The following is a 16,163-nucleotide window of genomic DNA, read 5'->3' as shown; positions in this document are numbered from 1 at the left end:
CTGCCCGGTTACGTTATAAATCTTGAGGCTGACGCGCCCGGCTTTCGGCAGTTGATACCTGATAGTGGTTTGTTTGCTGAACGGATTTGGAGCGTTCTGGTACAGTCTGAGCACTGGTTTCTGGTTGCTGTCCCCTGGCCGCTCCGTGGTCACCCCATACGGTTCCCCGAACTCCGCCATTACCTTCTGCACTGCTGCTTTCACCTGCTCTTTATCCATGAAGTATAAGGGAAACCCGAAGAACACCGTCTTCCCCGAATCTCTCACCGCACAGGCTTTGCCTTCAAACGGACTGCCGTCGTTCTTCATATCAATCGAGTAGATCGTATCACCTGCCCCCGTCGGAGTAAGGGCTTCGATACTCCGTATTGTCATGCCCCAGATGGTGGATGGGTACTTCAAAGTATCCACATTGATGTCCGGATATCCTTTCAGGCCCACGGCTGTCTGGAAAGAATCGACTGTGCTGGACAACTCGGCATGAGACATCTTAAAGTTATCAAAGAATATGTCACCAGAGGTAAAGTCGGCCGGGTAGAGGGCATTATTCCTGATATTACCGGTCGGTTTCCAGCCGGCAAACCATAATTTACCTCCATTATCAAGATAAGTCTTAATGTCAGCCATGGCCCCTGGGGCCAAAAGAGTAGTATAGTCATCTGCAAACCAAGCTACTGTCGAATACTGTGCGAAATCTGCCAATATCGGTTTTTGATCGGTCGAACTATATTCATATTGTTCATATTTATAATCTGATAATATGTAGTTATAAAAACTGTCTTGCTGGGCATCACTGGGTAAACTTCCTGTTGTCCAATTGTTGGTTTCATCCACTAAAAGAACTCCTTGGTTTAATGAATATATAAATGGCACGCCAATAACTTCTTGGGCTAATAGGCTAAAATGATAGTGCTCATCAACAGCCCGCACAGTAATATAATATTTTTGACAAGATTGCAATCCTTCAATGATGACATTAGTTGCAAAACGTCCTGATATATATGTGCTGTCAGTATATACACCGCTCTGCATCCCCCACCATACCCGGTATCCCACAACATCGTATTCATCATTGGCCGACCAAATTACTGCAAGACTAGTAGAATCCGATGTTTGATCGACAGTCACGTCAGAAACAGTCGAGGGGAAAACGGCCAATGCAGCTATCGTCGCCAGCGCTGTCTTTGTTACGCAATCGTATTGTTGAGGTGTTAAGTAAATTAAGAGATCTTGGATCGTATGATAGTAGGGATATGAATTCAACGGTTCAGTATATGTAAGAGCTGGATAACCAAAATCCTCGAAAGGACCGGTTGACCATCCTGATTCGGGAATAATATTCAAAGTCAACTCCGGCATATACAATTGACCGATTTCGGAACAAAGCAGTCCGAGCCACTCATTGTCGCCATAGAGTATGTTAGCGTTTGGAGTCAATCCGTCTTGATAGCCTATCATATCCATGTCTATGATAGCTTCCAACTCTTCCTTTGCACTGTCTACCTCTTGTGCATAATGTTTTGGCCCACGCATGTCGTTTTCTTCAGAATCGAAACCGATAAACCTAACAGTAATATCCGTTTGATAATCTTTCAGCATCCTGGCGATTTCCATCATACTGGCGGTGCCCGAGCCATTATCATCGGCCCCGGGACATTCAGATAATGACAATGATCCGCTGATGGTTGGCCCGCTATCATAATGTCCACTAATAAATATCATTTTTAATGCATCTAATGATCCTGGCTTATTTGCGATTACGTTACGACCATAGCCTATCAAGAATATCGTATCTGTCAGTTGAATGGTATCATTGACATAGAAACTGTCGAGTATGGCAAGATAGCCCCATAACTCAAGTTTCTGTTTTATCCACTCGGCTGCGGCATAGTTACTGTCACTTAACAGGTATCTTGTTTGAAAATCCTGCAACCTTTGTATATACGAAGCTATCGAATCGGCATTCACCTGGTCCACCAGGCTTTGAATGAAAGGATCATAGGGAATGTTCTTCAACGGAACATACTTGGTGGTAACACTCTTCCAGAACCGGTCTCCCAAGGGTTTGGTGTTAAAAGGTCGGATTTGATGTTTATATTTTCGGTCTCTTAAAGCGTCCTTTGGTAACGTCTTTATTATCGCCGTCTTGTCATTCTTCCATATAGAATTCCCTGCCAGTTCAGGCATTCTGCCAATATTTGATACAATTACATATTTGGCCAAATCGGGTTGCTGATCAATAATGTTTATCTGATAGCCTCTTTGCTTTATTAATGATATTTGACCTTCATCCACCTCTGCTATGGCCGTATTGTCTATAAGTTCATATGTAGGTATATTCAGCTGATGCCACACCTTATTGCTCCCTGCGGTCGGCAGTTCCACCGATATCAATACCGGAGAGCAAATGCCTTCTGCGGTTATAATCGCCAGGACAGATATTACCGCCAGAATATACAGCTTTTTCATGGCCCGCCCTCCTACAATTATAGGATTATAATCTGACCAAACTATATATCCAATATTATCCTTTGTCAACAGTATTTTTTACATAAAAAAAGGCCGCCCATATGGGCAGCCTGTAGGCTTACAATTACAGTTTTACTGAAGTATTACCATTCTCCGGGTTTTATTCATGCCCCCGGCCGACAGCCGGCAGAAATAGACCCCGGCCGAGACCTTTTTCCCTGACTGGTCGCTGCCATCCCAGGTGAAGATCCGCACCGCACCAGCCGGCACGGTACCCTGGGGCAGGCTCTTTACCCGGCGTCCAGTGATATCGTAGATATCCAAGCAAGCCGGGCCGGCCGCTGCCAGTTGGTAACGAATGGTCACGACAGCCCCGCTGGGATTGGGAAACGGCTGTTCCAGCCGGGTGATGAAGACATTGACCCCCGGTCTTCCGGCCACCCCGCTGTCGGTGGACAGGCTGAAATTGATGGTGCTGTCGTTCTCGAACTTCAGGCTGTCGTAGATGACGGTGGTGTATCCCGCGGCCGAAGCTTTAAGGCTGTAATAATCATCCTGGTTCCAGCGTATCAGATAATTTCCGAAGCTGTCGGTGGTATCGCTTCTCAGGCCGACGATCTCCACCAGCGCCCCGGGGATGGGGGTCCCGCTGTCACTGTCGCTGACAATGCCGGTGACCAGTATCGGCGCCAATTGCATGTCCAGATTGGTAAGGCTGTCGATCCTCACCCGGATATCGGAGGCCCACTTTTCATGGTAGCCCACTGCCGAGAAGATCAGGTCGTACTGGTCGGTCATCAGCATCCGGTGGTAATCGCCGATGGTGTCGGTGTAGACCGGCTTGTCTATCCCGAAGGGGACCACCGAGGCCCAGTTGATGGGCAGCCCGGTCAGGGAGTCGGTGACAATGCCCTGTACGCCCCAGCCGGCCTGCCGGATGAAATACAGCATCCCTTCACGGTTATCGGCCCAATACGAGGGCAGGGTTGCGGCCGCAGGCCATTTGTTTGTGGAGATCTCCATGGTTATATCCAGACAGGAAGTGGCGTGGTATGACCAGTCCTGCAGGGTGCCGTGGACTGGATACCAGGTATAGCCGTAGATGGCCCCGCTGTCATAGGGCGTGGAGGGGCTGGGTGTGCTGAACATCGGCGGATTCAGTACCGCATAGTTGATGGAGACCCGCCGGGCCAGGTCCAGGTCGGGCGGCTCCAGGGACATTGCCGAAGAATCCATATAATCCCAGGGATAATTGGCGATCAGCGCCCCGCCGTGGTAGGTGGCCGACAACACCGCCCGCTTCCCGCTCCAGAAATCAATGAATCTCTGGTTCTCCTGCTCCACCACCCAGTCCCCGTCGTCCCCAATGGAGCCGTCGGGCACCGGGAAATCCCGGTTGAGATCCTCACCGTTGGCGTTGACCCTTAGGTTGGTGGTGTTGCCATCGGGATTGAACATCGGCAGGAACCATATCTCCCGGCTGTCCACCAGGTCCGTTATGGCCGGCACGATGCCGTAACCGGCGGTCAGGGAATCTATCAAGGCGATGGATATCTCGGTCCCCACCGGCTCATTGCCGTGGATGGTGGCGGTGAACCTGACCTCGGCCTCGTTCTCGGCGGAATCGGGATGGTCGGTTATCAGAAAGGCCCACAGGTCGCGATTCTGGACCGATTTGCCGATGGATATCTTTTTGGTGATGGCCGGATAGTCGGCATGGACCGAGTCCAGCTTGGCAGTCAGCCAGGGATGGTCATGATAGGCCGTGATAATCTTGGGATCGACCTTTTCCTCCTCCCGGGGCTCCACCTTCCAGCCCAAAGAGATCAGCTCAAATATCTTTTCCTGGGTGATCCGGGCCTCGATATAGCCGTCCTTAAGTTCTTCGATGCCCACCCCCAGAGCATTGAATTTGTATACATCATCATGGGTGGTGATGTATATCTTCACCGGGATCAACCCGGCCTTTCCGACCTCCTGGGCATGAGACGGAGATCCCGCAAACCCTATGCTTAAAAGGGCAAGGAGAATAACTAGTTTCTTCATTTTTCAACCATCAGATAATGATTTATCCCGCGATCCGGTAAAACAAAAGCAACATCAGGCAGGCTCGGCCCGATGTTGCATATATATTATGGACCGGCCTGCCTATTTTTTCTTGGCGACAGTTTCCTTCTTGGGGGCGGCTTCTTTCTTGGCGACCGTTTCCTTCTTGGGGGCGGCTTCCGGCTTGACGACCGTTTCCTTCTTGGCGGCAACTTCCGGTTTGGTGGCGGCTTCTTTCTTGACGGCCGTTTCCTTTTTGACCTCGGCGCCTTCCTTGCGGTAACGCTTGTTGAAACGTTCCACCCGGCCGGCGGTGTCCATCAGCTTCTGCTTGCCGGTGAAATAGGGATGACAGTTGGAGCAGATCTCCACCCGGATATCCTTCAGGGTCGACTTGGTGGGGATCACGTTGCCGCAGGCGCAGGTGATGGTGGTTGTCTCGTACTTGGGATGGATGCCTTTTTTCATTTTGACCTCGTTGATTTATTGATTATTTTTATTATTCTCGGTTCCTGGATTTCTTGTCGTTGTTCTCCCGGCCCTCGAAGGCATTCATGGCGGTGATGAAATCCTTGTTGGACTTGGTGCCCTTGAGACGCGATAGCAGGAACTCCATGGCCTCCGCCGGGTTCATGTCGCTCAGCAGCTTCCGCAGGATCCACGACCGGTTGAGGGCCTCGGGCCCCAGCAGCAACTCCTCCTTGCGGGTGCCGGAACGGTTGATGTCGATGGCCGGGAATATCCGGCGGTCGGCCAGCTTGCGGTCCAGCACCAGCTCCATGTTTCCGGTGCCCTTGAACTCCTCGAAGATCACCTCGTCCATCCGGCTGCCGGTCTCCACCAGGGCGGTGGCCATGATGGTCAGGCTGCCGCCCTCCTCGATGTTGCGGGCGGTGCCGAAGAACCGCTTGGGCCGCTGCAGGGCGTTGGAGTCCACCCCGCCGGACAGGGTCTTGCCGGAATGCGGTATCACCGCATTGTTGGCCCGGGCCAGCCGGGTGATGGAATCCAGCAGGATCACCACGTCCTTCTTCCGCTCCACCAGCCGCTTGGCCCTCTCCAGCACCATGTCGGCCACCTGGACATGCCTCTCGGGTGGTTCGTCGAAGGTGGAGCTGAAGACCTGGGCCTTGACGTGCCGCTGCATGTCGGTGACCTCCTCCGGCCGCTCGTCGATCAGCAGGATGAACAGCACGACCTCGGGATGGTTGGCGGTGATGCTGTTGGCGATATCCTGCAGCAGCACCGTCTTCCCAGCCCGGGGCGGCGAGACCAGCAGACCCCGCTGGCCCTTGCCGATGGGCGCCAGCAGGTCCATCACCCGCATCGAGAAGTCGGAGGCCCCCCGTTCCAGCACTATCCTCTCCTGGGGATACAGCGCGGTCAGGTTGTCAAAAAAGATCCGGTCCCGGGCCGTCTCCGGGTTCTCCTGGTCGATGGCCTCGACCTTTAAAAGAGCAAAGTTCTTCTCGCCCTCCTTGGGCGGCCTGATCTGCCCGGTCACCAGGTCGCCGGTGCGCAGAAGAAAGCGCTTGACCTGGGTGGGCCCCACGTAGATATCGTCCGGGCCCGGCATGTAGCTGTAATCGGGCGAACGCAGGAAACCGAATCCGTCCGGCAGCACCTCCAGCACCCCGCCGCCGAACACCAGGCCGTTGCGGACAGCCTGGGCCTGCAGGATCTTATAGATGATCTCCTGCTTCTTCAATCCGCTGGCCCCCTGGATGTCCAGCTCCTTGGCTATGTTGCACAGTTCGGAGACCGTCTTGGATTTAAGCTCGACAATATCCAAATATATATCCGGTTGTGTTTACTGGGAGGTGCTGTCCTGCTGGGTGGAATCGGGAGGCATGGGTTTGCGTCCGGCGGTCCCCCGGATGCCGGCCACGGCGGTGGGGGTCTGGGTGGTCAGGGTCTGCTTGGTGCCCTGTATCTTCTGAATGCTTTTTATGACCTTGTTCCCCGCTTTGGCTTCCGAGGCAACAGTGGTCTTTTCCAACAGATTGGTCACTTCATCCGTCTGGGGTCCGGCCAGGTTCTGAGTCCCTCCCTGGGCATCGATCAGCTGCAGTTCGGCCTTTTCGGGGAGGCTCAGGCAGTCCCCCTTATACAGGGTGTCGCCGATGGCGGCCGGCACCCACTTGCCGCTCAGCAGCTTCTGGACGTCGCCCTTGATGAAACCGATTCTGGCTACCATGGCCGGTTTTGCCGGCTCCAGCACCTCCGCCACCTTGGGCTCCTCCTTCTTCCCGCAGCCGGAGATGACCAGCACGGCCAGAAGGGATAGAACTAACTTGTACATAACACTTTCCCCCAAACGCAATTTTGCCTAAGGATACTATATTTTCCGGCCGAAGTCAATAGAGATATCTACCTTACGCCCTTTGCCGCCCTTGAGCGTGCCCAGGGCCCCGCGGATTGTTTCCTTGACTATATCGGCCACGAAATCTTTCAAAGGAAGCCTTTTTCCGTCCACCTCTATGACCACCTGACGGTTTTTTCGGCCGGGAATGATGATATCACGCTCCAGCCACTTGATGATCTCGGTTATCTTTGAGGGCTGAAAATGCCGGACCTTGCCTGAAGAAATCTTTTTCTTGCCCACGGTGGCAATGACGCCCTTTAGATCGGCAACCGACAATTCATCCGAAAAAAGCACCTTGGGGTAATGTTCTTTTTTGTATCCTTCTATGATCAGCAGGTCCAGTTCCTTGCTCAAAGCTTGAACTATGGCCTTGGGACTATGGCCTTGGGCCTTCTCAAACCTCACCAGCATTTTGTCGTCGCAGATGGAAGATATCCCTGCTCCGGCCAGACGGAAACGGTCGGTGTCGGTCCCGCGCTTGTCGGCCTTGATGGCGCCGTGAGTGTGCTTGAGCACCCCGACCCGGTAGCCCTTGCGGCTGAGGATGCGGACGATCTGCTCGATCAGTGTGGTCTTGCCGGAGTTGGAATGTCCGACGAAGGAGATTATTGGCTGCATTTTTTTAAGTTTAAAAGGTTTGAAAGGTTTAAGAAGTTGAAACCGTTTACATCATCAGAATAGTTCTATCTGCACCTTGTCTCCCGGCTTTACCCCCTCGCACTCCTCCGGCAGGATCATCAGCCCGTCGGCCTGGACCATGGAGGTCAGTATACCCGACCCCTGCGGCCCGGTGAGGACCACGTGGTACGCCCCGTCCTGCCATTTTACTTTTGTGCGAAGGAACTCGGTCCTGCCGGCCTGTTTCCTTATTCCCTGGTCGCTGTAGGCTGTCACCTGTCCCCTAATAATATTTGTTGCCCCCTGCATTTTTAGCAACAGCGGCCGCACATACTGATCGCAGACCACCATCGAGGAAACCGGGTTACCCGGCAGGCCAACCACCGGCTTGCCGTTGATATGCCCGAAGGCCAGCGGCTTTCCCGGTTTTTGTTTTACCTGCCAGAAGTTCATCTTACCCAGTTCCGACAGCGCTTGTTTCATCAGGTCGTAGTCGCCCACTGAGACCCCGCCCGAAGTGATGACCACATCGCATTCCCGGGCCGACAGGTTCAGGGTCTCCTTGATCTTTTCCAGATCGTCAACGATGATGCCATAATCTTTTACCAGTGCCCCGGTTTCTTTCACCTGCCCGCCGATGCTGAAACGGTTGGCGTCGTATATTTGCCCCGGTTTCAGCGTCTGGCCCGGCGCGGCCACTTCGTTGCCGCTGGAGATTATCCCCACCACCGGTTGTTTGGAGACCAGGACTTCAGTCAAGCCCAAAGAAGCGATCAGCCCCACCTCCTGCGGCCGCAATCTGGTTCCTTTGGCTATCAGCAACTGCCCTGTCTTAACATCCTCGCCCCGCCTGCGGACATTGGCTCCGACAGAAATACTTTCAACAGCCCGAATTTCCAATTTCCCATTTCCTATTTTACGGGTATGCTCAACAGGAATGACGCTGTCAGCATTAGCAGGTATCTGCGCCCCGGTCATAATCCTTATGGCCTGCCCCGGCTTCAATGACTTGGTGGCCACCTTCCCGGCCGGGACGTCCTCGATCACCTGTAGTGCCACAGGACTTTGCTCCGAAGCCCCGGCCACATCGGCGGCAATTACGGCAAAGCCGTCCATGGCCGAGTTGTCCCTGGGCGGGATATCGAACGAGGCCGTGATGTCCTGGGCCAGCACCCGGCCCAAGAGGTCCTCCAGACGGCATTTTTCTGGGGGCAAGGGTTTTATGTCCTCCAGCATTTTACTGCGCGCTTCGTGAAAAGAGATCATGGTTTTTGCACTATCCTGTGTGGATTATTGCCATCAGTATGCCAGTTACGGGGATTATTGATGATGTATTCGCGTATTTTGTTCAAAGATATTTCATTACGTATAATATGTTCGTAATAATTGCGCTGCCAGACCTTTTGCCCCTGGGTGTTTCTTTGTTCATTGATTTTACGGGCCGAAAATGTTTTAAACGCCCGGATGATTTCCGTCAAACCATGCGATTTGACAATTATTCGACCTGTAGGGGATGGTTTTAAACCATCCCCTACATTTATTATGACATTCACGATCCCCGTTATAACAATGACCCCATGAACATGATTGGGCATAATAACGAACATATCTAATTCAAAACCCGTGTAATGATTCACCAGATCGTTCCAACATTGTTCAACTATCCGGCCATGTTTGCTCAATATCCTCTGACCGTCAATTATATCACCCAAAATACATTCCCGATCCTGGGTACATATTGTAACAAAATATGCGCCCTCACTGGAATAATCATATTCCGGCAAGCGAATGTTACGGTGGTGTAATTTAGACATCCCAAATCCCCAATAATCTAAACCCTAGAGTCCACTCCCAGATGCCTATTCCTCCTTCCATACCCTTACACTGCTGGCCTTGAACACCGCATACACCCTGCTTCCCTTCTGCAATCCCATCTCGTCCCACGAGGCCTTGGTAATGGCCGCATCCAGCGGGATGCCTACGTCCACCGTGACCTTGTACAACCCGCCCTCGGAAACGGCTTCGGTAACCACACCCTCCAGCACATTGCGGGCGCTGCTGACTAATTTCTGCGATGACAAAATTATCTCATTGGGATTAAGACTGGCCATGGCCGGGCCTTCCAGCCCGGTCGCCACCTCAAACTTTGCATCTCCTATCTGAAACAACTTCCCATTTCCTATTTTAACAATTTCCCCTTTGAACAAATTGTCCCGTCCCAAAAACTTCCCCCAAAAGGCCTGATCACCCTTGTGCAGAACGTCCTGGGCCGTGCCGGAGATGGAGATCACCCCGTCGTTGAGGAACCAGACCCAGTCCGCGATCCGCTCCACCTGCCACAGGTTGTGGGTGGCCAAAACAACTTTCTTGCCCCGGGAGGCCAGATCCAGAATGGTCTTTTCTATCAGCTTGGCGCTCAAGGGATCCAGGTTGGCGGTGGGCTCGTCCAGAAACACCACCTCCGGGTCCAGCGTCAGCACCCGGCCCAGGGCCACCCGCTGGATCTCCCCGGCCGACAGGGTCCTGGCCTCGCGTTTCCCGAAACCCCGCAATGACAGGGTCTCCAGCGCCTGGTCCGACCTTCTTCTCCGCTCCGGCGGGGACACTCCCCGCACCCGCAAGCCGTATTCCAGGTTGTAGCGCACCGTGCCGGACAGCATCACCGCCGGGTTGTGGATCAGCGCCATCTTTCTTCTGACACCCGGGGAGGTATTCAGGGTCGCATAACCCTCCGTGTCCCGCACCTTGTATTTCAGTTTGCCGGAATCGATCTTCTCCAGCAGGGCCAGCATTCGCATCAGGGTTGTCTTGCCGGAGCCGTTGGGCCCCACCAGGGCATAGATGCCTGAATTATCGATGGTCAGCGAAACGTCCTTGAGCACGGGCTTGCCGTCAAAACTTTTTGATAGGTTGTAGGCCACGATCTTCATCGCCCGGCCCTCCCCTGCACTGCCTGAAGGACGATGTTGATCCCGATGGCCACTATCAACAGCACCAGCCCCAGCGCTATCCCCAGCTCAAAGTTGCCCTTGATGGTCTCCAGGGCGATGGAAGTGGTCATCACCCGGGTCTCGCCCCTGATGTTGCCGCCCACCATCATGGTCATGCCGGTCTCGCCCAGCACCCGGGAGAAGCCGGTGATGAAGGCCGCGGCCAGGGCAAAGCGGACCTCGCGCATTATTCCCAAAGTAAGATGCCAGCGGCCGGCCCCCAGGGTGATCATGGTCTCCTTCACTCTATGTCCCAGACTTTGCAGGGCCGAGATGCTTAGGCCTGTCATCAGCGGGATGATCAGCAGGGTCTGGGCGATAATGATGGCCGAGGGCGTATACAGTAGATGCCAGAAACCCAGCGGCCCCGAGCGCGACAGAAGCAGATAGCAGACCAGCCCGATCACCACCGCCGGGATGGCGATGAAGCTGTTGACCGTTCCGATGACGATCCTTTTGCCCTTGAATTCGTTCTGGGTGATGGCCAGGGACAGCGGGACGGCCAAAATGACGGCGATCAGCGAAGAGGCTAAAGAGACCTGCAGGGATAACAGGACTATCTGCCAGATCTCGGGGTCGAATTTCTGCAGCAGACCCAGGGCCTGCTGCAGGCTTTGCATCAAATTGAACATGATATGATAATAGCAAAATCTTGATTGAAAGACAGTAGGAGCGCCGTTGAAATGCGCTCCTATGTTCTATTGACCAAACAAAACCCTGTTTAGAACTTCACCTGAAGCTGGGCCGAAAGGATGTTGTTCTTCACCGGACGAAGCGCCATATCTTCCTGTTTGATGTCGTAGTTGAGTGTGACCTTGGTGTTGGGATTCAGGTAATAATCCGCGCCCAGATTATAAATTATTACCCGGCTTTCCTTTTTATCCCACCAGGCGTTGGTGCCGTCGGTGACCAGATCCCACTGGCAGTTCTCCCGGTAAAAGTCCCCCCGAACATTGACCTTCAGCTTTGACAGCGGCACATAGCCGACCGTCAGATATCCGCCGCGCATCAGGTTCAGGTCTACGCTAGACTTATAAACCCAGATGGATCCAACCATCACCGAATCGAGCGCCATGACCTTGTCATCCTGCCCTATCATGAGCTCGCCCCGGGCGAACAGCTGGCCCCGCTCGTAATTGGCCTCCAGCCCGGCGTGGCGGTTGTAATAGCTCTTTCCGGCGGTGTTCTGGGTGCCGTATTCCACCGAGCCGCCCATGGTCATGCCGGCCAGGGGCGCATAGACGATCTTGGATAACACTGTCTTGGAAGCGTTGGCGTCCTTTTCGTTGTAGGGTGAGCCGTTGCCCAGGGAAAGGAAATAGTTCAGGTCGTTCCATACGCCGAAGCCCATCACCCCCACCTCCCGGTTGCTGGTGTTGAACTTCCCGGTGATCTGGGCGGCGCCGATGAAATCCATGCCGGTGGCCGCGGTCAGCTGTTCGAACCCGAAAGGCCTCTTGTACTGCCCCACCCGGAAGGAATAAAGCTTGGAGGGCTTCCATTCGGCGTAGGCATCCAACAACCAGGCGGCATAGACGGTGCTGGTGGAAACCTTGGTGGCCTTGTTTGACTGCAGACAGATCCTGTATGAGAGGTCCTGCCAGGCGTCTCCGCTGACGGTGATGGCCGCATCCTTGGCCTCGAAGCCCGAGGGGTAGGCGACCAGGGTGTCGTGGTACAAGGTGTCCATGTAGGTGATCTTAAGCCAGCCCGAAACCTTGAAGGTGGGGTATGCCTGCTTGGCGTCGGTCTTAACATCAAAGGCAAAGGCTGATCCGGCTAAGGCAAAGACCATGGCCAATAAAAATATTCTTTTCATTATCTCTCTCCTTTAGATATTTGGTTGAATGTCTATCCAATTAGCTTAGGAACACACACCAAAAGGTTTTCTATCCGCAGATTTCACAGATTTTCACAGATTTTTCATATTCAAGTAAATATTTATATATATAAATAAAATCGTTACCATCTGCGTTAATCTGTGGATAAAGGTTCCTTAGTAAGTTGGATAATCATTTTTGGTTATTTGTTTTTGGCATCGGGAATGTACAGGGGCTCTCCGAATTTATCCACGCCCGAGACCCGGATCATCTCCTGCACTTCGGGCGAGAGCATGAATTTCACGAACTTTACCGCCAGGTCGTAGTTGATGTGGGGATATTTGGCCGGAGACCCGGTGATGATCCGGATGTAATTAAGCATAAGCTGGTCGCGCTGGCAGACGATCTTAAGGTTCGGGTAATCCTTGCTGTAGGTCAGCCAGGTGGCCCGGTCGGCCAAGGTGTAGGCCCCGTCCTTGTTGGCCTTGGTTAAGACCTTGACCGTGCCCAGCCCGGTCTCGGAATACCACTCGCTGTCAATCGGGTCTATCCCGGCGGACTGCCACAGGGCCATCTCCTTCTGGTGGGTGCCGGACATGTCGGACCGGGAATAGAACCTGGTTTTGGAATCCCGTACCTTGGACAAAGCCGCTTTGACGTCGGGCATCGAGCTGTCGATCCCGGCCGGGTTGTCCAGCGGCCCCGCCAGCACAAAATCGTTGTACATCAGGTCCCAGGCCTCTGTGCCGAAACCGGCCAGCAGCACCGCGTCCTCGGCCTTGCGGTCGTGGACGATGGCCACATCGGCCGCCCCGGACTGCAGCAGGCCCAGGGCCTTGCCGGTGGGCAGGGAATACAACATGATCTTGCAGTCATTCTGCTGTTCAAACTTGGGCAGCAGGTCGGTGTAAAGCCCGGTATCGTAGGGGCTCATGGTGGAGGCCACGATCAGGGTCTGCCCGGCCAGCACCAAAGAGCTTAATGAAAGGATGATTATGCCAATTAATGCGATCTTTTTCATCTATTTCTTCTCCACCGCCGGGTAGAACAGGGGCTGGCCGTACTTGTCCACGCCATACTCGGCGATCAGCTTCTGGCCGCGCTCCGAGGTCAGGAAGTCCGAGAACTTTTTGGCCAGGGAATAATTGACGAACGGGTACTTGGCCGGGGCCACCAGCATGATGTGATAGGGGTTGAATAGTTCCTTGTCCCCCTCGTTCAGGATCGGCAGTTCATATTCCTTCTGGTGGGCCAAATAGGTGCCGCGGTCGGTCAGGCTGTAGGCCCGCTTTTCGTTGGCGATGCGCAGGATGGCCTCCATCCCGGCCCCGGCTTGCAGATACCAGGAGCCCTTTGGGACAATGCCGGCTGCTGCCCAAACCCTCTCCTCTTTTTTGTGGGTGCCGGACTGGTCGGCCCGGGAGACGAAAACAGACTGCGAAGCCTCTATCTTCTTCAGCGCTTCGGTGGCCGAGGCCAGACCCTTGATGCCGGCCGGATCCTCGACCGGTCCCACGATGACAAAATCATTGTACATCAGGTATTTCCGCTCCACAAAAAACCCTTCCTTGACCACCACTTCTTCGGCCGCCGGGTCGTGGACCATCACGATGTCGGCGTTGCCGTCCTTGCCGTAGCGGATGGCGGCGCCGGTGCCCACCGCAATGATCTGCACCTTGCATCGGTTCTCCTTTTCGAAGACGGTAACCAGGAAATCCAGCAGTCCCGAATCCATGGTGCTGGTGGTGGTGGCCAGGACCAGCTTGGGCTTGTCCTTGGCCAGGGCCGCCGGGGCCAGCAGGGAAAGCACCAGAAGCAGGGAAAGCGCCAGGGTGGTGAACCTCTTCATTGTTTCTCCTAAAAGTGTTTATGATGGGTTAATAGTTATTTAATGATAATCTATCTTGCTCTGATAAAGCAGCAAGAATAGCCTGGATTGAGTATGAATGCAATTTTATACGTTATTGTTATTTTCTTTTTGTACCGCCAAACAGAAAAGAACCAAAAGAAAAAGCACGTCGCTTAAAACTCTCCGGGCGTTGCGCTTCTCGTTGCTGGCGGGCTTGTCTGAACTCGGGCTTTTGCCAAGCCCTCAAACAGGCGCAGACAAGCTTTTAACCGCCATCAACTGCGATGCTCACTGATCGTTTTAACGCGACAACCGGGGTTGGCACCGGTTGAGCATTTAGTTTTTCATTTTTCCATGTATGGGTAGGGAAAATCTACCGGGGGCAGGTAGTTCTCCTTGATGGTCCGGGGCGAGATCCAGCGCAAAAGATTGTAGACCCCGCCGGCCTTGTCGTTGGTGCCGGAGGCCCGGGCGCCGCCGAACGGCTGCAATCCCACCATGGCCCCGGAACACTTGTCGTTGTAGTAGAAGTTCCCGGCGGCATAGCGCAGTGCCTGGCAGGCCGTGACGATGGCCGAGCGCTCCCGGGCGAAGATGGCCCCGGTCAGGGCGTAGGGCGAGGTGCTGTCGCAGATCTTCAGGGTCTCCTCGAACTGGTCATCTTCGTAGACATAGATGGTCAGCACCGGCCCGAAGATCTCCTCCTCCATGGTCACAAAATGCGGATCGGAAGTTTCTATCACGGTGGGCTGGATAAAATATCCCTTGCTCTTGTCGCCTTCCCCGCCGGCGATGATTTTGGCATTGGAACTAGATTTGGCCTTGGCCACATAGCCCATGATGGAGTCAAACGATCTTTCGTCTATCACCGCATTGACAAAACAGTTGAAATCCCTGACATCGCCCAGCTTGATGCGCTTCAGCATGCCCTGCATCCTGTCTTTGACCTCGGGCCACAATGATTTTGGAACATAGCCCCGGGAGCAGGCCGAGCATTTCTGCCCCTGGTATTCAAAAGCTCCCCGGACAAAAGCCGCGGCCACCTGGGTGGGATCGGAGGAATTGTGGACGAAGATAAAATCCTTGCCGCCGGTCTCCCCCACTAATTTGGGGTATGATTTGTAGGTTCCCAGGTTGTCCGAGACGCCTTTCCACAGGCTGTTGAAGGTGGTGTTGGACCCCGTGAAGTGGATCCCGGCCAGTTCCTTGGATTTCAGGGCCACTCCGCTGATGACCGCGCCCGAGCCGGGCAGGAAGTTGATCACCCCGTCGGGCAGGCCGGCCTCCTTAAAGACCTGCATCAGGTAATAGTTCGAGAGCAGCGAGGTGGTGGCCGGCTTCCAGATGGTGGTGTTGCCCATCAGCACCGGGGCCATGTTCAGGTTGGAGCCGATGGCGGTAAAATTGAACGGCGTGATGGTGAAGACGAACCCCTCCAGCGGCCGGAATTCCACCCGGTTCATCTGCTCCGGAGTGGAAAGCGGCTGTTCCCCGTAGATCTTGGAGATGAAATAGGCGTTGAACCGAAGAAAATCAATGGTCTCGCCCACCGAGTCTATCTCCGCCTGAAATACGTTCTTGCCCTGCCCCAGCATGGTGGAGGCGTTGATCAGATTGCGGTATTTGTCGGCGATCAGTTTGGCGGCCTTCAAGGTGATGGCGGTGCGCTCCACCCAGGACATGGTCATCCAGTTTTCCTTGGCCTGACAGGCCGCCTGGATGGCCAGCTTGACCTCCTCCGGCCCCACCTGATGGTATTTGGCCAGTACATGGCCGTGGTCGCAGGGCATCACCACGTCTTTGGTCTTTCCGGTGCGGACCTCTCGCCCGTTGATGATGGCCGGAATGTCCACGATTATGGAGGACTGCCGTTCCAGTTCCTTTTCCAGGGTGGCCCTTTCGGGCGAGCCTTTCAGGTAACCGTAAATTGGTTCATTGCCGGGCAGGGCCGTGTTGAATACCGCGTTGTTCATTGGTACCTCTTGCTGTTATTGTGATTTGATAAT

At 54.1% G+C, this 16,163-nt stretch carries 13 protein-coding genes and 1 pseudogene; all 14 read right to left on the bottom strand.

What is annotated here, in order from left to right:
• A partial coding sequence (locus RDU76_09810; protein ID MDQ7799217.1) for a M28 family peptidase occupies positions 1-2,469 on the bottom strand: 2,469 nt, incomplete at its 3' end.
• Positions 2,470-2,601: 132 nt separating this feature from the next.
• The gene (locus tag RDU76_09805; GenBank protein MDQ7799216.1) at positions 2,602-4,515 is read right to left on the bottom strand and encodes a M14 family zinc carboxypeptidase; all 1,914 of its coding nucleotides are present in this window, start codon (positions 4,513-4,515) and stop codon (positions 2,602-2,604) included.
• A gap of 267 nt (positions 4,516-4,782) precedes the next feature.
• Positions 4,783-4,983, bottom strand: a pseudogene (gene rpmE / locus RDU76_09800) (50S ribosomal protein L31).
• Positions 4,984-5,014: 31 nt separating this feature from the next.
• Entirely contained in the window at positions 5,015-6,307 is a 1,293-nt protein-coding gene (gene rho, locus RDU76_09795; protein ID MDQ7799215.1) for a transcription termination factor Rho, read from the bottom strand.
• Positions 6,308-6,325: 18 nt separating this feature from the next.
• Positions 6,326-6,817: a hypothetical protein gene (locus RDU76_09790; protein MDQ7799214.1), complete on the bottom strand. Its 492-nt coding sequence runs from the start codon at positions 6,815-6,817 to the stop codon at positions 6,326-6,328.
• 36 nt (positions 6,818-6,853) lie between these two features.
• On the bottom strand, positions 6,854-7,498 hold the full coding sequence (gene mobB / locus RDU76_09785) for a molybdopterin-guanine dinucleotide biosynthesis protein B (GenBank protein ID MDQ7799213.1): 645 nt from the start codon (positions 7,496-7,498) through the stop codon (positions 6,854-6,856).
• A 54-nt stretch (positions 7,499-7,552) separates the two neighbouring features.
• Positions 7,553-8,764, bottom strand: a complete 1,212-nt coding sequence (locus RDU76_09780) for a molybdopterin molybdotransferase MoeA (GenBank protein MDQ7799212.1) — start codon at positions 8,762-8,764, stop codon at positions 7,553-7,555.
• A complete protein-coding gene (locus RDU76_09775) occupies positions 8,761-9,312 on the bottom strand; it encodes a transposase (GenBank protein ID MDQ7799211.1) in 552 nt (183 codons plus the stop codon). Before RDU76_09775 ends, RDU76_09780 begins: the two co-directional genes overlap by 4 nt.
• A gap of 45 nt (positions 9,313-9,357) precedes the next feature.
• Positions 9,358-10,428 (bottom strand): ATP-binding cassette domain-containing protein, encoded by a 1,071-nt coding sequence (locus RDU76_09770; GenBank protein ID MDQ7799210.1) that lies wholly within the window; start codon positions 10,426-10,428, stop codon positions 9,358-9,360.
• Positions 10,425-11,120 carry an ABC transporter permease gene (locus tag RDU76_09765; GenBank protein MDQ7799209.1) on the bottom strand — a complete coding sequence of 232 codons (696 nt, stop codon included), beginning with the start codon at positions 11,118-11,120 and terminating at the stop codon, positions 10,425-10,427. The genes RDU76_09770 and RDU76_09765 overlap by 4 nt, the downstream gene beginning before the upstream one ends.
• Before the next feature lie 89 nt (positions 11,121-11,209).
• Positions 11,210-12,307, bottom strand: coding sequence for a porin (locus tag RDU76_09760; protein ID MDQ7799208.1), 1,098 nt, complete (start codon positions 12,305-12,307; stop codon positions 11,210-11,212).
• Positions 12,308-12,510: 203 nt separating this feature from the next.
• Entirely contained in the window at positions 12,511-13,329 is an 819-nt protein-coding gene (locus tag RDU76_09755; GenBank protein MDQ7799207.1) for a substrate-binding domain-containing protein, read from the bottom strand.
• A complete protein-coding gene (locus tag RDU76_09750) occupies positions 13,330-14,157 on the bottom strand; it encodes a substrate-binding domain-containing protein (protein MDQ7799206.1) in 828 nt (275 codons plus the stop codon). It lies immediately after the preceding gene.
• Positions 14,158-14,501: 344 nt separating this feature from the next.
• A complete protein-coding gene (gene pruA, locus RDU76_09745) occupies positions 14,502-16,130 on the bottom strand; it encodes an L-glutamate gamma-semialdehyde dehydrogenase (GenBank protein MDQ7799205.1) in 1,629 nt (542 codons plus the stop codon).
• Positions 16,131-16,163 lie beyond the last annotated feature (33 nt).

It is taken from the genome of Candidatus Edwardsbacteria bacterium (assembly GCA_031082425.1).
Taxonomy (GTDB): Bacteria; Edwardsbacteria; AC1; order AC1; family EtOH8; genus UBA2226.
This window is presented reverse-complemented; position numbering and strand designations above follow the sequence as displayed.